Annotated in this window: 19 protein-coding genes; all 19 read right to left on the bottom strand. The window is 30.3% G+C overall.

Translation table 11 applies throughout. The annotated features are described in order from the left end of the window. Positions 1–137: 137 nt before the first annotated feature. The 19 genes from nrdR to Q5O44_RS08490 all read right to left on the bottom strand — a co-directional run bounded on the left by nrdR (position 138) and on the right by Q5O44_RS08490 (position 17,652). Entirely contained in the window at positions 138–590 is a 453-nt protein-coding gene (gene nrdR, locus Q5O44_RS08580) for a transcriptional regulator NrdR (RefSeq protein WP_022168000.1), read from the bottom strand. Between the two features lie 64 nt (positions 591–654). Then, positions 655–930 (bottom strand): YlmC/YmxH family sporulation protein, encoded by a 276-nt coding sequence (locus Q5O44_RS08575; protein WP_022167999.1) that lies wholly within the window; start codon positions 928–930, stop codon positions 655–657. A 126-nt stretch (positions 931–1,056) separates the two neighbouring features. Then, positions 1,057–1,824 (bottom strand): RNA polymerase sporulation sigma factor SigG, encoded by a 768-nt coding sequence (sigG, locus tag Q5O44_RS08570; protein WP_022167998.1) that lies wholly within the window; start codon positions 1,822–1,824, stop codon positions 1,057–1,059. A gap of 81 nt (positions 1,825–1,905) precedes the next feature. Next, positions 1,906–2,613, bottom strand: a complete 708-nt coding sequence (sigE, locus tag Q5O44_RS08565) for an RNA polymerase sporulation sigma factor SigE (RefSeq protein ID WP_022167997.1) — start codon at positions 2,611–2,613, stop codon at positions 1,906–1,908. 8 nt (positions 2,614–2,621) lie between these two features. Beyond that, a complete protein-coding gene (locus Q5O44_RS08560; RefSeq protein WP_022167996.1) occupies positions 2,622–3,425 on the bottom strand; it encodes a sigma-E processing peptidase SpoIIGA in 804 nt (267 codons plus the stop codon). 174 nt (positions 3,426–3,599) lie between these two features. Next, positions 3,600–4,715 carry a cell division protein FtsZ gene (gene ftsZ / locus Q5O44_RS08555; protein WP_022167995.1) on the bottom strand — a complete coding sequence of 372 codons (1,116 nt, stop codon included), beginning with the start codon at positions 4,713–4,715 and terminating at the stop codon, positions 3,600–3,602. A 463-nt stretch (positions 4,716–5,178) separates the two neighbouring features. Continuing rightward, positions 5,179–6,234 (bottom strand): type IV pilus twitching motility protein PilT, encoded by a 1,056-nt coding sequence (locus Q5O44_RS08550; RefSeq protein ID WP_022167994.1) that lies wholly within the window; start codon positions 6,232–6,234, stop codon positions 5,179–5,181. A gap of 96 nt (positions 6,235–6,330) precedes the next feature. Next, entirely contained in the window at positions 6,331–7,026 is a 696-nt protein-coding gene (gene sigK, locus Q5O44_RS08545) for an RNA polymerase sporulation sigma factor SigK (RefSeq protein ID WP_022167993.1), read from the bottom strand. Positions 7,027–7,097: 71 nt separating this feature from the next. Continuing rightward, the gene (locus Q5O44_RS08540; RefSeq protein WP_022167992.1) at positions 7,098–8,714 is read right to left on the bottom strand and encodes a penicillin-binding transpeptidase domain-containing protein; all 1,617 of its coding nucleotides are present in this window, start codon (positions 8,712–8,714) and stop codon (positions 7,098–7,100) included. 53 nt (positions 8,715–8,767) lie between these two features. Then, positions 8,768–9,385, bottom strand: a complete 618-nt coding sequence (gene udk / locus Q5O44_RS08535; RefSeq protein WP_022167991.1) for a uridine kinase — start codon at positions 9,383–9,385, stop codon at positions 8,768–8,770. 13 nt (positions 9,386–9,398) lie between these two features. Next, a complete protein-coding gene (locus tag Q5O44_RS08530) occupies positions 9,399–10,643 on the bottom strand; it encodes a U32 family peptidase (protein ID WP_022167990.1) in 1,245 nt (414 codons plus the stop codon). A gap of 4 nt (positions 10,644–10,647) precedes the next feature. Then, entirely contained in the window at positions 10,648–11,292 is a 645-nt protein-coding gene (locus Q5O44_RS08525; protein ID WP_022167989.1) for an O-methyltransferase, read from the bottom strand. 12 nt (positions 11,293–11,304) lie between these two features. After that, positions 11,305–12,315 (bottom strand): endolytic transglycosylase MltG, encoded by a 1,011-nt coding sequence (gene mltG / locus Q5O44_RS08520; RefSeq protein ID WP_022167988.1) that lies wholly within the window; start codon positions 12,313–12,315, stop codon positions 11,305–11,307. A 98-nt stretch (positions 12,316–12,413) separates the two neighbouring features. Then, positions 12,414–14,240, bottom strand: a complete 1,827-nt coding sequence (gene typA, locus Q5O44_RS08515) for a translational GTPase TypA (RefSeq protein WP_022167987.1) — start codon at positions 14,238–14,240, stop codon at positions 12,414–12,416. A 153-nt stretch (positions 14,241–14,393) separates the two neighbouring features. Continuing rightward, positions 14,394–16,061: a ribonuclease J gene (locus tag Q5O44_RS08510; protein WP_022167986.1), complete on the bottom strand. Its 1,668-nt coding sequence runs from the start codon at positions 16,059–16,061 to the stop codon at positions 14,394–14,396. A gap of 75 nt (positions 16,062–16,136) precedes the next feature. Next, on the bottom strand, positions 16,137–16,595 hold the full coding sequence (locus Q5O44_RS08505) for a Fur family transcriptional regulator (protein WP_022167985.1): 459 nt from the start codon (positions 16,593–16,595) through the stop codon (positions 16,137–16,139). A gap of 23 nt (positions 16,596–16,618) precedes the next feature. Beyond that, positions 16,619–16,894 carry a DUF1292 domain-containing protein gene (locus Q5O44_RS08500; protein ID WP_022167984.1) on the bottom strand — a complete coding sequence of 92 codons (276 nt, stop codon included), beginning with the start codon at positions 16,892–16,894 and terminating at the stop codon, positions 16,619–16,621. Positions 16,895–16,928: 34 nt separating this feature from the next. Further along, positions 16,929–17,348, bottom strand: coding sequence for a Holliday junction resolvase RuvX (ruvX, locus tag Q5O44_RS08495; RefSeq protein WP_022167983.1), 420 nt, complete (start codon positions 17,346–17,348; stop codon positions 16,929–16,931). 46 nt (positions 17,349–17,394) lie between these two features. Continuing rightward, a complete protein-coding gene (locus tag Q5O44_RS08490) occupies positions 17,395–17,652 on the bottom strand; it encodes an IreB family regulatory phosphoprotein (RefSeq protein WP_022167982.1) in 258 nt (85 codons plus the stop codon). Positions 17,653–17,697: the final 45 nt, after the last annotated feature.

Genomic DNA, 17,697 nt, shown 5'->3' with positions numbered 1-17,697 from the left:
TAAATTTTATTAACACAATAATAGTATCATTTAAAACATATCATTTCCATTACCTACAGTACTTATTTAACTTACTTTTAACTTTACATAGTAAAAAAATTGCCTTGAAAAACCAAAGGCAACTTCTAAATATATATTTATTTTATAATAAGCCTAGTTATCTCTTCTAAGAAAGTATTTATATCCTTAAACTGCCTATATACAGAGGCAAATCTTACATATGATATTTCATCAATTTCTTTTAGTTTCTCCATAACCATTTCACCAATTGTTTCTGATTCTATTTCAGTTAACATCTTATTAGATATCTTCTTTTCAATATCTTCAGCAATTTCTTCAATTTGCTTTCTTGAAACTGGTCTTTTTTGACATGCAATAATAAGACCATTAATTATCTTTTCCTTGTTAAAATTTTCTCTTGCTAAATCTCTCTTAATAACTAATACCGGAATATCCTCTATCTTTTCATATGTAGTATACCTTTTATTACATTTAGTACACTCTCTTCTTCTTCTTATTGTTGTATTATCATCTGTTGATCTTGAATCTACTACTTTACTTTCATCATTAAAACAAAAAGGACACTTCATATTCTCTCCGCCTTTCACTTTTGTAATATGTTATCTTAATTATATAATTTTTCATAGGAATTTACTAGACATTATTTTCTTTAAACTCTTCTATGACACTTGATGCATCTACTATTAACACATCTACCCCTATTTTCACTATCTTATCCCACGAAAGCTCTATATCCTCTGCTTTATTAAACCATGATTTCACAGGTGATGGTAGAAATATAGATATAATTTTCTTGGTATTTATATCAACTTTAAAATCCTTAACATAACCAATCTTACTGCCTGTACTTATATCAATTACCTCCATATTTCTAACGGCATTTAATGAATATAATAATTCATCTTCCAATTTTAATGTACCCCCTTTTACAATCTATATATTTAATTAATATGTATATTTATTACTGAATATACTTATTGAAGGTTCATTGGTACAAATTTGCTTTTTCCCATAAAAAAAGGACTCTTTCGAGTCCTAAACATATTTACGCATGTGCTTTAGAGCTGTTTTCTCCAATCTTGAAACCTGTGCTTGTGAAATTCCTATTTCATCTGCTACTTCCATCTGAGTCTTGCCATTAAAAAAACGTAGGGTTAAAATTAATTTTTCCCTATTATTTAACTTTTTCATCGCCTCCCTAATGGATATATTCTCTAGCCAGCTATCATCACTATTTTTAGAATCACTAATTTGATCCATTACATATATAGCATCTCCACCATCATGATAAATAGGTTCAAACAAAGATACTGGATCTTGAATTGCATCTAATGCAAAAACAACTTCCTCTCTAGGAATATTTAGCTCCTTAGCAATTTGCGACATAGTAGGTTCTTGATTATTATCCTTCACCAAACGATCTCTTACTAATAATGCTTTATAAGCAATATCTCGTAATGACCTACTTACTCTTATAGCATTATTATCTCTAAGATATCTTCTAATTTCACCTATTATCATTGGAACTGCATATGTAGAAAATTTCACATTTTGCTCTAAATCAAAATTATCTATAGCCTTCATTAATCCTATACATCCCACTTGAAATAAGTCATCTACATTTTCTCCCCTGTTATTAAATCTTTGTATAACACTTAATACTAATCGTAGGTTTCCTTGGATAAAAGTTTCTCTTGCCTTTTTGTCGCCTTCTCTCATCTTAATAATTAACTCTTTTTTTTCCTTTATTACAGGTAATTTTGAAGTATTAACTCCACAAATTTCGACTTTGTTAATGATCAAAATCATCAACTCCTTATGAAGTAATAACATACTGCATTTATAGTTATTCCCTGTATAAAGTACTTTTATACTAAATATATTTTAAATCATCTTATTTATTTCTTTCTTAAGTCTACTTATTATCTTTTTTTCTAGTCTTGAAATATATGATTGAGAAATACCTAGCATATCGGCAACTTCTTTTTGTGTCTTTTCTCGTTTTCCATTAAGTCCAAATCTTAAACGAACAATTTCTTTTTCCCTGTCATTTAAATTCTTAAGTGCTAAAAATAATAATTGCTTGTCTACTTCATCTTCAATCAAATTATACACAGTATCATTATCTGTACCTAATATATCTGATAATAACAATTCATTACCATCCCAATCTATATTTAAAGGCTCATAAAAAGATACCTCTGCTTTAATCTTGCTATTTCTTCTTAGATACATTAAAATTTCATTTTCTATACATCTAGAAGCATATGTGGCAAGCTTTATCTTTTTCTCAGGATTAAAAGTATTTACAGCTTTTATTAATCCAATGGTTCCCACTGATATTAAATCTTCCACACCAACTCCTGTATTTTCAAACTTTCTAGCTATATATACCACAAGTCTAAGATTTCTTTCTATAAGTATATCTCGTACACCTTCTTTTCCATTTATAAGTTCTTGTACTAGTTCTTCTTCCTCATCTTTTTTTAATGGTGGAGGTAAAGAATCATTTCCTCCTACATAATATACTTTCTTTGAAAATATATTTAATTTAGCAAATAACCTATTTATAAATAAAATTAATTTTCTCATAAACCCTCCTAAATAATTCCTCTTGATAATAGTACTTGATAATCATTTTCTTTGCTTAATGTAGTTTTACACCCACAAATTATTGCATCTATTTCCCTCCAAGCAGAATCATCTTTTCCCTTAATCTTGATAAAATCACTTCTAAACCCATGTAATACATCACTACTGTCTATTGTCTTATATCTTATAACATACTCATCCTTTTTATTAAATTCAAGCTGTAAAAAGTATTCATTTTCAATTAAAATGCACGGTAAATTTGTTATTGGCTCTCTTAATTCATTTCCTGTATCTAAAAATCCTTTAAGCATTAATATTTTCTCATCATTTTTAATATAAATATCATAAATAAAGTTATCTATCACAGCTCGTTCTTTTATAGTATCATAAACCCTTATAGCTATGACCCCTACAAATAAAATAGAAATCAAAATCCATCTAATAGAATAATCTGATGTACTCATTCCTCCATATATCGTATATGTACTAGATGACAATAAGCTCATGAATGTCACTCCACATAATATAAATGATACCATAAAAAACATTATTGTAGCCTTAAATATATTGCTTAAAACTTTTTCTTTAAGCGATAAAATTATCATAATTATAGCAACAATAATCTTTAATAAAGTACTACTTAAAACTGCTGAGCCTACAATAGGTGCCAATCCATATATACCTCCAATAATTGCAGCAATATAAATTCCATCTTTTCTATATTTTAATCGTAACAATCGTAAAGTAACTAGCATTAGGAATAAGTCAATAATAGCATTTTCTATAAAAATAATATCTAAATATACTTCCATTCAACTTCCTCCTATGCATTAAATTATACATTCATACCAAAAATTTTTTTGTCATAAATGATACGATAATTCAAAATTTCACTCAACCTTTTTTTACATATACTTCACAAAAAAATCATAATATTTTAAAGCAATAAAAAAACTGCCACTTTTGTGACAGTTTCTCTTATTATACTACTTTCTTGATCTTAAGAAGCTTGGTATATTAACACTTTCTCTATCTAAGTCAAGTAATGGATCAATCTTTTCAGTATTTACTTCTTCTTTAGGCTTAACAGGTGTCTCAATCTTATGCTCTACTTTTTGCTCTGGAGTTGATAAAACGCTCTTATCGCTATCATCTTCAAAACCAGTAGCAATTACTGTTAATCTGATTTCATCATTTAATGTTTCATCAATAACAGCCCCAAAGATTATATTTGCATCAATATCTGCTGCTTCTCTAACAATTTCTGCAGCTTCATAAACTTCGATAGCTCCTAAATCAACTCCACCTGTGAAGTTAATGATAACTCCTGTTGCACCATCTATTGATGTTTCTAGAAGCGGTGATGATATAGCCTGTCTAACAGCATCTTGTGCTTTGTTATCACCTTTACCATATCCAACTCCCATGTGTGCTAAACCTTTGTTTTTCATTACTGTTTCAATATCTGCAAAATCGGCATTTACTACCCCAGGAATAGTAATTAAGTCAGAAATAGCTTGAACCCCTTGTCTTAATACATCATCAGCTAATCTAAATGAATCTAAAAGAGTCGTTTTCTTATCAGCCATAGATAATAATCTTTCATTAGGAATAATAACTAAAGTGTCAACTTTTTGTTTTAAGTTTTCGATTCCCATTTCAGCATGTCTCATTCTTCTCTTTCCTTCAAATGGGAAAGGCTTAGTTACTACACCTACTGTTAATATGTTCATTGATTTTGCTACTTCAGCTACTACTGGTGCTGCACCTGTACCTGTTCCACCACCCATTCCGGCAGTTATGAATACCATGTTTGCACCTTTAATTGCTTCAGAAATTTCATCTCTACTTTCTTCAGCTGCTTTCTTACCTATTTCTGGGTTAGCACCAGCACCTAACCCTCTTGTTAACTTTTCTCCAATTTGAATCTTTGTATTAGCTTGAGATAATAATAAAGCCTGCTTGTCTGTATTAACCACAATAAATTCTACATTCTTAAGTCCTTCTAAAATCATTCTATTAACGGCATTTCCACCGCCACCACCGCAGCCAATAACTTTTATATTAGTTAACTCTTGCATATCTAGTTCAAAATCTAACAAAATAAACTCCTCCTTTAAAATATCTCTATTTGTAAGTTTAATATTCTCATATTACTCTCTTGACTATCTCATAATCCTTTAATTTTCATATAATACTCAACAATATAAAATATAGTATATTCTATATTTTACAACATTTTTGCCTTATTTAACAATAGTAAAAATGCTAATTATCTTAGAATTTTGTAACGAAATCGAAAGTTTTGTAAAATATAAGTAAAATATACTATTTTTACAGATTACTACATTTTACATAATTACGATTATATTGTCGTAATTATGTAGCATTTCTTTATACCTAATATATAATACCATAAATAAATAAAAAATTTAATACTATAATATCTCTCACAATACTTTTTTATTATAAATAATTATTCCACAAAAATCAAAATTTTCCTTTATATATATCTTATTCTTAAATTAAAGTAAAAAAAGATGCATCATGTGCATCTTTTATATGTTATAACATTAATAATCTTTTTAAAGTTTCTCCATCAACTGCATATGTCATTGCTGTATCTTGAGAAATAACACCTCTCTTACATAATTCAGCAAGAGACATATCCATGGTTCTCATACCATATTTATTTCCTGTTTGTACAGCTGATTCTATTTGTTGAGTTTTACCTTCTCTAATTAAATTTTGTATTCCTGGAGTAGTAACCATTATCTCCATAGAAGGTACACGTCCATTTCCATCAATAGTTTCCACTAATTGTTGGGATACTACTGCCTTAAGTACAGAAGCTAATTGTATTTTAATTTGTTGTTGTTGATGTGGTGGAAAAACATCAATTATTCTCTCAATTGTCTTTGCCGCTCCAATGGTATGCAATGTTGAAAATACTAAATGTCCTGTTTCTGCTGCTGTAATTGCTACAGATATAGTTTCAAAATCTCTCATTTCTCCAACTAAAATTACATCAGGATCTTCTCTTAAAACCGCTCTTAAAGCACTTTGATAGCTTTTTGTATCTTTACCTATTTCCCTTTGATTTACTATACACTTATTGTGCTTATGAAGATATTCTATTGGATCTTCTAAAGTTACTATATGACCTTGTCTAGTACTATTGATTTCATTTACCATAGCTGCTAAAGTTGTACTCTTTCCACATCCTGTAGGTCCAGTTACTAGCACTAATCCTCTTTGTTCCTTCACAATTTCTTTTAATGTGGCAGGAAGTTTTAATTCATCTATTGTAGGAGCTTTTGGCGCTATTACTCTTATTGCTATAGCATCACTATTTCTTTGTTTAAATACATTTACTCTAAATCTACCTATACCTGGTAATGAATAAGAAGTATCAAACTCTCCATTTGCTAAATATTCATCATAGTTATCATTTAATATTTCTTTGGCAAATGTCTCTATATAATCAGGCAATAATTTCTCGCTACCTATTTGGCTAAACTTTCCGTTCACCCTAATTGTAGGAGGTAACGCAACAGTTAAATGTAGATCTGATGCACCTAGCTCTATTGTTTTTATTAGTAAATCTTTTAATAAGTACATTATTATTCCTCCTAATGTTAAAAAACATATTCTATTGTTTATTTTATTCCATTTCTTCTATAAATTCAACATATTCTAGCAAAATATGCAAAAATTCTATTTAGGATACAACTCTTTCTTTAATTTTTTTAAAGCCTTTTTCTCTATTCTAGAAACATAGGATCTAGAAATTCCTAGCATACCTGCAATCTCTCTTTGTGTTTTACATTTACCATCCTTTAAACCATATCTCATTTTTAAAATTTCCCCCTCTCGTTCAGTAAGAGCACTATTCATCTTATTGTAGAGAGCTTTTATCTGTAGTTTCATTTCAACTTTATCTATAACCGAATCTTTTTCACTGCTTAACACATCAATTAAACTAATTTCATTTCCTTCCTTATCCACACCTATAGGGTCCTGAAGGAAAGTTTCACTTTTCTGCTTCTTATTATTTCTAAAAAGCATTAAAATTTCATTTTCTATACACCTTGATGCATAAGTTGCCAATCTAGTTCCTTTAGTTACATCAAATGAATCAATTGCCTTTATAAGTCCCACAGTGCCTATAGAAATTAACTCATCTATATCCTTATTGGGGATTTGATATTTCTTCACAATATGTGCTACTAATCTAAGGTTTCTTTCAATTAATATGCTCTTAGCCTTCTTGTCACCAGTTTTTAAAAGTTGTAAATATTTTTCCTCTTCTTTTTCATCTAAAGGTTTGGGAAATGTATTATTTCCAGATATATATCCTGTTAAGAATATATTGCTGCATAAAAACTCCATGAAATTTGATAATAATATCACTTAGAGTTCCTCCTAATAGTGCTTATTATATCATATGAAGCTATGCTAAAATATTGCTTATAATAACTAAATTATTTTATCAGTGAATTTACTATATCTCTAAATATAGGTGCTCCAGTATTTCCTCCACCTAGTTCCCTACCATCAGGATGAGTTTCTCCTATATTAGGTGCTACCACAACTAAGGTATATTTTTGTCCGTTATACTCAAAATATCCTGCAAACCATCCATGATTGGTGCCTCCACCTTCTCCTGTAGATGTCCCTGTTTTACCACCTTCATTTATGCCTTCTACTTTGGCCTCATATCCTGTACCTAGCCATATAACATCACTCATGCTTTTCTGTACTATTTCACTTGTTGTAGTACTAAAAACCCTTCTGCTCTCACTTTCTTCTGTAGAAATTACATTACCATCATTATCAACAATATTCTCTATTATATATGGCTTAATATATACGCCATTATTTACTACAGCGTTAATAGCTCCAGCTATTTGAAGAGGTGTAACTGTTATACACTGGCCTATAGAGAAGTTAGAAACGCCTTCTGATAAAGTTGGCTTTATACCTAATGCTTCCTCTTTATTCTCACCACTTAACCCTAAAACTTTTTGATATAAGCCTAGTTTCTCAGTATATCTAAGCATATTATCATATCCCACCATAGTACCTAGTTGTGCAAATATGTCATTACATGATATCTGTAATGCTTCATCCACACTCAATGGTCCATGGGCATAAGGTTCTCCATTTTTACTACATATTTCTCCACTACAACAATAAACATCATTACTATCAGTAAGACCCATATCAAGAACTATGGACTCTGTTAACACCTTAAATATTGAACCTGGCTCATACCCTATACTACCTATGCCTAAATCAACATTGGCCATTGCATCATCCTTTTGCACCAATGCTCTTATTTTCCCGCTATTACTTTCTAAAAGTACCACCCCTACATTGTCTAGAAAACTATAGTTTTTACTATTTAATACATCCTTAATCTTCTCCGTCCAATCCTTGTTTACTGTAAGCTGAATATTCTTATTTTCAGAGGTATCACTTTTATTGGTAAGTTCATAGATAGATTTATCATTTAATGAATATTCTCCTTCTTCATACTGGTTATCCTTTATATAGTTATATATTTTTTCTTGCAATGAATCTTCAGGAACTTGACTTTCTTCAACTGTTGCTATTATATCTTCTATTTTACCTGCTTCAGCAGCTTCTCTTTCTGTATATACATAAGTATAAATCCCTTTAATATTACTTAATCTGTTAATCTTTTCATAACTTTCATAAGTAAGATAATAATACAACTTCCCACTTGAACTCATAACGTCTGTATAGGAAAACTCCGAATATTCTGATTTCATTATAAAATTTAAAGCTAGCAAATCTTCAATAGTATCCTCGTAGTTATTTAACCTAAATGGTTTTGAGTCAATGACTAAAACATATTTTTCAATATCATTTACTAAACTTTCACCATTGGTATCTATCACTGAATATCTGCTTCCATTAAAAACTTCTGTCTGATAGTTTTTAAGTTCTCCTTGCACTAACTTTGCAGGATGTACTTGAATATAATATAGTCTTAAAACAAGCATAAAAAGTAAAGCAAAAAATACCATAGCTATAACTTTGCTTCTATCTATTATACTTTTCTTAAAAAACAAAAAAACCATCTCCTTCAGCTAAATTCTAGCCCTTGGAAATGGTTTCTATACAATTATTTCAATATATCTCTAATTTTAGCCATTAAAATGTCTATTGCCACATAATTATGTCCACCTTCTGGAATAATTATATCTGCATATCTTTTAGTTGGTTCTGTAAATTCCATATGCATTGGTCTAACCATCTTTAAATATTGATCTATAACTGACTCAACTGTTCTTCCTCTTTCATCGATATCTCTTACTAATCTTCTTAATATTCTTATATCGGCATCAGTATCAACATATACCTTAATATCTAAAAGGTCTCTTATTCTTTCATCTTCTAAAATTAAGATACCTTCTACAATTATTATTTCCCTTGGTTCTACAGTTGTAGTATCTTTCGCTCTATTATGGATAGTAAAATCATATCTTGGCTTTTCTATTGCTTCGCCCTTAATTAGTTTTTGTAAGTGTTCTACTAAAAGATCATTATCAAAAGCCATTGGATGATCATAATTAGTTTTAACTCTTTCTTCCATAGATAAATGGCTTTGATCTTTATAGTACATATCCTGTTGTATCATTGTGATACGATCCTTTGAAAAATTAGAATATAATGCATCTGCAATGGTACTCTTTCCTGAACCTGTCCCTCCAGTAATACCAATTAAAATAGGCTTTTCCATTATATGATCCTCCTTAGTTATTGTTTATATTAATTGTATTATTTGCTTTTACAAGCATATCATTTACTTTTAATGGCTCATTTACTTTTACCTTAAACATCATATGTGCTCTATTAGCTACATCAGTTTTCTTATTTTTATCTAAATCATACATATCTTCTAATTTAATTTTGAAATAAGGAACATCTGGTCTTAGCACTTCTACTTCATCTCCTTCAAATACTCTATTCTTTTGAAGTATTGTAGCAGTTTGAGTTTCAGCATCATACTCTTTAACCATTCCAACTATTTCATAATCTCTAACATATGATGAATCTTCATAGTTTTGCTCACCGTTTATACCTAAGTAGAATCCTGTATGATATGGTCTATGACTTACTTTCTTAAGCATATCCATCCATTCTTCTTTAAATCTATAAGCACTTGGATTTTCCCAATAGCTATCTAAAGCTTCTCTATAAGCCTTAACTACAGAAGCAACATAGAACTCACTCTTCATTCTTCCTTCTATTTTAAATGAATATATTCCACTCTTAACTAGCTCAGGAATATAGTGAATCATACATAAATCTTTAGCGTTCATTATATATGTACCATTATCATCTTCTACCACTGGATAATATTCACCTGGTCTTGTTTCTTCAACTAAATGATATTTGTATCTACATACATTTCCACAAATTCCTTTGTTAGCATCTCTTTTAATCATGTAGTTAGATATTAAACATCTTCCTGAATAAGCTACACACATTGATCCATGTACGAATGCTTCGATATCACATTCCTTTGGAATCTTAGATGTAATTTCATTTATCTCTTTAAAAGTTAACTCTCTAGCTAATACTATTCTTTTGATTCCTAAATCATACCAGAACTTTGTTGCTTTCCAATTTACTGTATTTGCTTGAGTACTTAAATGTATTTCAAGATCTGGTGCTGCTTCCTTGCAAATTGCAATTAATGCTGGATCTGCTACAAGAACTGCATCTACCCCCATATCATATAACCCTTTTATATATTCTTCTGCTCCATTTAAATCGTGATTTCTAGCAAAAACATTTAAAGTAACATATACTTTTCTTCCTCTATCATGACAATACTTAATACCTTCAATCATTTCTTCATTGCTAAAGTTATTAGAAAATGCTCTTAAATTTAGTTTTGAACCACCTAAATATACAGCATCTGCACCATAATCTATTGCTATCTTTAATTTTTCTAAATTACCAGCTGGAGCTAGTATTTCCGGCTTTCTCATTAAGTTACCTCCTCTTTGTTACAGCTATGCCATCTCCCATAGGAATAACTGATGTAATTAAACTTTCATCTTCTGAAACTAATTCTAAATATTTTCTCATTCTCTTTACAATTGTAATCTTTCTTCTTTTTACAAGTTCATCACTTGCAACCATTCCTCTAAATAGCACATTATCTGCTATTATTATTCCATCTTCCTTTAATAACCTTAAGCAATGTGGTAAAAAGTGATTGTAATGTCCTTTTCCAGCATCCATAAAGATTAAATCGTATGGTTCATCTAAGGCTTCTAAAATTTCTAAACAATCTCCTTCTTTAATTTCTATCTTGTTTTCTAAATTAAAGCTCTTGATATTTTCCTTAGCTAAGTTAATCATTTCTTCACTTCTCTCCACAGTTGTAATATGTGGCTCAGTTCCTGCAGCTTCATACATCTTTATGGCAGAATAACCTATTGCAGTTCCTAATTCAAGAATTCTAAGTGGCTTTTTCATGCTAACCATAAATTCTAAGAACTTTATTGTCTCTTTTTGAGCAATAGGCACACCATTTTCTTTAGCAAACGCTTCTAATTCACTAAACTTTCCTGTACTATCTGGTATTAAATTTCTAATATATTGTTCCATATAATCATATGTTATTCCACTCATCATATTCCTCCATTAATATCCTAATTCTTCTTTCCTTCTAAGGAAATCATCATAATTATCAGTAAAATAGTGTGTATACTCACTTTCTAAAAGATAATAAAGATAATCAGTTTTTTCCGGTTTCAAAGCTGCCATTAATGATGCTCTGCCTGGATTTGAAATAGGACCTATAGGAAGTCCATAATACATGTATGTGTTATATGGAGAATCAATCTCTAAATGTTTTTCATACATCTTTTCAATATGATATCCATATGAATATATCACCGTTGCATCTATTTGAAGAGGCATTTCTATTGCAATTCTGTTATATATTACCGAAGAAATTAAGCTTCTTTCACTATCAACTACTGCTTCTTTTTCAATTATAGAAGCTACATTAACTATTTTTTCGATTTCATCATCTGCAATTGATAAATTAAGGCTTTGAACAAGTTCTTGCCAAACTTCTTCAAACCTATTAATCATTGTTTTTACTACAAAATCTGCATTTTCATTTTCATTAAAACTATATGTATCTGGAAATAAAAATCCTTCTAAATTATATCTTTTGTTAGGGTTATTACTTACATACGCAGGCAAATCGTAATTCTTTACTGAATTAATAAAATCTTCGCTGCTGCATATATTATTTTCTTCTAATTCCGTTGCAATATCATCAATTGTATATCCTTCTGGAATAGTTATGTAAATCTTACCTATAGTTGAATCATTAGATAAAAGTGTAATAATTTCATCTAATGTCATACTTTTATCTAATTTATATGTACCTGCTAAAACCTCTGGCTTTATCCCACGTATCTTTAAATACAATTTTACTAAGAATTCGTTTTTTATTTTATCTTCCTCTGATAATTTGTTAAGAACTCCATAAAAGCTATCGCCCTCAGCTACTTCAATGATTTCTTCATCTTTTATTTTAAGCGGTGTATCTACTATCTTAAAACATTGCCAAATAGTAATTATGATTATCATTATTACAATGATTGTTGTAACGTTAACAATCTTTTTATTATTCTTCATAAATACCCCCTATATATAATTAGTGAATAGCCGTATGACTATTCACTATTATAAACCTTATTGATGAATTTTAAAAGTTTTTTAGATGATTTTCGATATTATTTTTTTCCTCTACTAATCATTCTCTTTCTTTCAGCAGCATCTAAGTATCTCTTTCTTATTCTGATACTTTCTGGAGTTACTTCAACTAATTCATCATTTCCTATGAATTCTATTGATTGTTCTAGAGTCATTGGAGTAACTGGAACTAATTTAACTGCATCATCTGAACCAGAAGCTCTAGTGTTTGTAAGTTTCTTTCCTTTACAAACATTTATATCTAAATCCTCTGCTCTTGAGCATTCACCAACAACCATACCTTGGTATACTGGAGTTCCTGGAGTTATGAATAATCTTCCTCTTTCTTGTGCATTGAATAATCCGTAAGCAATTGCATCACCTTGTTCGAATGATACTATTGAACCTCTACTTCTAGAATCAATTTCTCCTTTGTATGGAGCATATCCTTCAAATACGTGATTCATTATACCATTACCTTTTGTATCAGTCATGAATTCATTTCTAAATCCTATAAGTCCTCTTGCTGGAATACTAAATTCTAATCTTGTATATCCATTAACAGCTGATGTCATATTAACCATTTCACCTTTTCTAGGACCCATTTTTTCCATTACAGCTCCCATGAATTCTTCTGGTACATCAATTGTTAAGTGTTCCATAGGTTCAACTTTCTTACCATTTTCTTCTTTAAATATAACAGATGGTTTAGAAACTTGTAATTCAAATCCTTCTCTTCTCATTGTTTCAATAAGTACTGATAAGTGAAGTTCCCCTCTTCCTGAAACTTCGAAGCAATCTGGAGTTATTTCTTTAACTCTTAAACTTACGTTAGTTTCTAATTCTTTCATTAATCTATCTCTTAAGTGTCTTGAAGTTACAAACTCACCTTCTTTACCAGCGAATGGTGAATCATTAACCATGAAGTTCATGCTAAGAGTTGGCTCATCAATCTTTACGAATGGTAAAGCTTCTGGATTTTGAGCATCTGCAATAGTTTCACCTATGTTAGCATCTAAAACACCACTTACAGCAATGATATCTCCAAGTCCTGCTTCTTCAACTTCTTCTCTCTTTAATCCATTATATCCGAATACAGCTGTAATTCTGTAGTTTGATTTAGTTCCATCTTGTCTTACTAAGGCAACATTTTGGTTCTTCTTTACTGTACCTCTATGTATCTTACCTATGGCTATCTTTCCAACATATTCACTGCTATCTAATGTAGTAACTAACATTTGGAAAGGCCCATCCATTTCACCTTTTGGTGGTTCAACATGGTCTACTATTGTTTTGAATAGTGGTTCCATATCTTCGTTAGTATCTTCAACATTGAATCTTGCAAATCCTTCTCTAGCTGATGCATAAATTATTGGGAAGTCTAATTGTTCATCATCTGCTCCTAATTCTAAGAATAGATCAAACACTTCATCAATAACATTTTCTGGTCTTGCATTTGGTTTATCAATTTTGTTAATTACAACGATTGGCTTTAATTTTAATTCTAATGCCTTTTTAAGAACGAACTTTGTTTGAGGCATTGGTCCTTCATAAGAGTCAACTACTAATAAAACTGAGTCAACCATCTTAAGTACACGTTCAACTTCTCCACCGAAATCAGCATGTCCTGGTGTATCAACAATATTAATCTTTATATCGTTGTACATAACAGCTGTATTTTTAGAAAGGATAGTTATCCCTCTTTCCTTTTCTAAGTCGTTAGAGTCCATTACTCTCTCATCCATCTTTTCATTTGTTCTAAAAACATGGCTTGCCTTAAACATGGCATCAACTAATGTAGTTTTACCATGGTCAACGTGGGCTATTATCGCTATATTTCTAATATCATTTCTCGTAACTAATTCCATTTATTTTCCTCCAATTAATTTTAAATGAATAATTTGATTCTTACTATGTAAACCTATAAATATTTTACCCAAAAATAAAATTGGATACACAAGTACCCAATTTAAAATCTCTTAGACATTTTACTATCATATAGTATTCTTGTCAACTAAGTGTTAAATTTCCATGATTATTGGTAAAATCATAGGTTTTCTCTTAGTTTTTTCATACAGGAACGATTTAAGTTCATCCCTAACTGTTGATTTTAAAGTAGACCAGTCAGTTATTTTTCGCTCTTCACATTTAGTGAATACATCTCTAACTATATCTCTTGCTTCATCCATTAATTTTTCAGATTCTCTTACATATACAAATCCTCTTGAAATAATGTCTGGACCTGCAATTATAGCTTTATTTTCTTTTGATAATGTAACAACCACTGTCAATATACCATCTTGAGATAAATGTTTTCTATCTCTGATAACTATATTTCCAACATCGCCAACACCAAGACCATCAACAAATATTTGCCCTGAAATTACAGTACCACTCTTCTTAATGCTGTTTCTTGTAACTTCAATTACATCACCAATTTCAGGTATTAATATATTTGATTTTGGAACTCCAATACTATTGGCTAATTCACCATGTTGTTTAAGATGTCTATATTCTCCATGAACTGGAATGAAATACTTAGGCTTAACTAAAGTTTGCATTAATTTTAATTCTTCTTGACAAGCATGCCCTGATACATGCACTGCTTCTGAAGATCCATAAACAACTTCGGCACCTTTCTTAAATAACTGGTCAACAACTCTAGATACTAATTTTTCATTTCCTGGAATAGGAGTAGCTGAAATAATAATTGTATCTCCTGGAACTATATTTACTTTTCTATGCTCAGAAGTAGCCATTCTTGCCAGTGCTGACATTGGCTCCCCTTGGCTTCCTGTTGTAATGATAACTATCTGATCATTATTGTACTTATTGATTTGATCAATACTTACTAAGTTTTCTTTTTCTATCTTAATATAGCCAAGTTCAATAGCTACTTGTACTATATTTTCCATACTTCTGCCTGATACAGCTACCTTTCTTCCATACATAGCAGCAGCATCAATTATTTGTTGTATTCTATGAATATTAGATGCAAATGTTGCAACTATAATTCTACCTTTGCTCTTACCAAAAATACGACAAAGGCTTTCACCAACTATTTTTTCAGACATAGTATATCCTGGCCTTTCTACATTTGTAGAATCAGCCATCATTAATAATACTCCCTTTTTTCCTAACTCTGCAAATCTTGCAAAATCCATTGGCTCTCCATCAATTGGTGTATAATCCACCTTAAAATCTCCTGTATGCAGAACAGCACCTAGTGGTGTATGAACTGCTATAGCAACAGAATCTGCAATTGAATGGTTAGTTTTAATAAATTCTACCGATACAGAATTCAATCTTACTACATCTCTTGGTTTTACTGTAATAAGTTCAGTTGCACTTAATAAATTATGTTCCTTTAATTTACTTTGTACAATTCCTAAAGTTAATTTTGTACCATATACCGGCACATTAAGTTGTTTTAAAACATACGGTAATGCACCTATATGATCTTCATGACCATGAGTTAAGAATATACCTGAAACCTTATCTCTATGCTTTAATAAATATGTTATATCTGGTATAACAACATCTATTCCAAACATATCTTCATCTGGAAATTTCAAACCACAATCTATGATAACTATATCATTTTTATACTCAATAGCAGTCATATTCTTTCCTATTTCATTAAGTCCCCCTAATGGAATAATCTTAACCTTGGCTTTTTCTCCTTTCATATGTCCCCTCCTTTTTCTTCTTTAATATGTATATAAAAGGGTTTCTCTCAACACTTTTGAGTTATACCTTTTCTCTTACTTTTCTTTTTTATTTTTACATTCAGAACATATTCCAAAAAATTTCACACTGTGATCTAATATGTCAAAGCCATAGGTATTTCGAATTCTTTCTTCCAATTCCTCTAGAAGATCGTCTTGCACTTCAATAACTTTTTTACAGTCATTACATATTAAATGATGATGCCTATGTTCTTCATCTTCATGTACTAATTCATATCTACTACATCCATCATTTAAATCTAATTTGTAAATAACATTTAGCTCCTCAAATAATAGAACAGTTCTATATACTGTTGCTAAACCAATTTCTGGACACACTTTCTTAACTTCGTCATATATTTCTTCAACTGTTAAATGCATTCCTTCTTTTTCAATTATGATATCTAAAATTGATCTTCTTTGAGGCGTTAACTTATAACCTTTTTGCTTTAAACTTTCTTTTAATGCTTCTATATCAATATTTACAGCACTCACACTAACACCTCTTTCTATTTTAATTATTCTTCATCTATGAAAATAGTGTTATAAGCTTCTTGTACAGCTGCTAACTCTACTTCATTATCTATTGCTTCTAATAACTCTTCTCCATCTTCTCCATTAATAACTTTTAATGCAAATGCATCATCTTCACTATATCCATCTTCATAAACAATTACATATTCATTTTTTTCATCTGTTTCTGGATTTACTATATCAAAGAAAGCTACTACGTTAAATTTTACTTCATTTCCTTCTTCATCAAATAATTTAATAACTTTATCGTCTTTTTTCATTTTGAATTCTCCTTAGATTTTATATTATATAACATTATTTACTTAGTCTTAATTTATCAAGATATCCTTGCAATATATAAGTTGCTGCTACCTTATCAACAATTTTCTTTCTCTTTCCTCTTGAAAGATCTGCTTCAAGCATAGCTCTATGTGCTGCAACAGTAGTTAATCTTTCATCCCACATTTCTATAGGCAGATTAGTCTTTTCCTTGATAAGTTCCGCTAATGCTAAAACTCTCTCTCCTGATTCACCTATAGTTCCATTCATATTTTTAGGCAATCCTATAACTATAGTTTCAACACCATAATCCTTGCATATCTTGTGGACCAACTCTATATCCTGCTCTTTATTCTTTCTTCTTATGGTATCTATACCTTGAGCAGTCCATCCTAAAGGATCGCTTATTGCTACTCCTATTGTCTTAGATCCTACATCTAATCCTAATATTCTCATATGGTACTCCTTAAACTAAAAGTGCCCGATAAATACGGGCACTTTTCTACTTTATCTCTAAATAAGATTTTATTACTTCTTCAATAATTTCATCTCTCTCAAGCTTTCTTAATAAAGCTCTTGCTCCGTTATAACTAGTAATGTAAGAAGGATCTCCGGAAATTAGATAACCTACTAATTGATTTATAGGATTATATCCTTTCTCCTTTAATGCATTATATACATCATTTAAGATGGCTTTTGTCATATCCTCTTTATTAACATTCAAGTCGAACTGCATAGTTTTATCAATGTTATTATCCATATTCTTTGCTGCTAAAGCAGCTCACCCCCTTACGAAGTTTAATAC

Source organism: Clostridium sp. CAG:221 (assembly GCA_000435835.1).
Lineage (GTDB): Bacteria > Bacillota > Clostridia > Clostridiales > Clostridiaceae > Clostridium.
Note: the sequence above shows the minus strand (reverse complement) of the source record. Positions and strands in the feature narration are given on the sequence as shown.

Excerpts from the sequence above, each read along its gene's own strand:
- nrdR (WP_022168000.1), bottom strand. The coding sequence starts at position 590 with ATGAAGTGTCCTTTTTGTTTTAATGATGAAAGTAAAGTAGTAGATTCA.
- sigE (WP_022167997.1), bottom strand. The coding sequence starts at position 2,613 with ATGAGAAAATTAATTTTATTTATAAATAGGTTATTTGCTAAATTAAAT.
- Q5O44_RS08560 (WP_022167996.1), bottom strand. The coding sequence starts at position 3,425 with ATGGAAGTATATTTAGATATTATTTTTATAGAAAATGCTATTATTGAC.
- Q5O44_RS08550 (WP_022167994.1), bottom strand. The coding sequence starts at position 6,234 with ATGTACTTATTAAAAGATTTACTAATAAAAACAATAGAGCTAGGTGCA.
- udk (WP_022167991.1), bottom strand. The coding sequence starts at position 9,385 with ATGGAAAAGCCTATTTTAATTGGTATTACTGGAGGGACAGGTTCAGGA.
- Q5O44_RS08530 (WP_022167990.1), bottom strand. The coding sequence starts at position 10,643 with ATGAGAAAGCCGGAAATACTAGCTCCAGCTGGTAATTTAGAAAAATTA.
- Q5O44_RS08525 (WP_022167989.1), bottom strand. The coding sequence starts at position 11,292 with ATGAGTGGAATAACATATGATTATATGGAACAATATATTAGAAATTTA.
- mltG (WP_022167988.1), bottom strand. The coding sequence starts at position 12,315 with ATGAAGAATAATAAAAAGATTGTTAACGTTACAACAATCATTGTAATA.
- typA (WP_022167987.1), bottom strand. The coding sequence starts at position 14,240 with ATGGAATTAGTTACGAGAAATGATATTAGAAATATAGCGATAATAGCC.
- Q5O44_RS08510 (WP_022167986.1), bottom strand. The coding sequence starts at position 16,061 with ATGAAAGGAGAAAAAGCCAAGGTTAAGATTATTCCATTAGGGGGACTT.
- Q5O44_RS08500 (WP_022167984.1), bottom strand. The coding sequence starts at position 16,894 with ATGAAAAAAGACGATAAAGTTATTAAATTATTTGATGAAGAAGGAAAT.
- ruvX (WP_022167983.1), bottom strand. The coding sequence starts at position 17,348 with ATGAGAATATTAGGATTAGATGTAGGATCTAAGACAATAGGAGTAGCA.
- Q5O44_RS08490 (WP_022167982.1), bottom strand. The coding sequence starts at position 17,652 with ATGGATAATAACATTGATAAAACTATGCAGTTCGACTTGAATGTTAAT.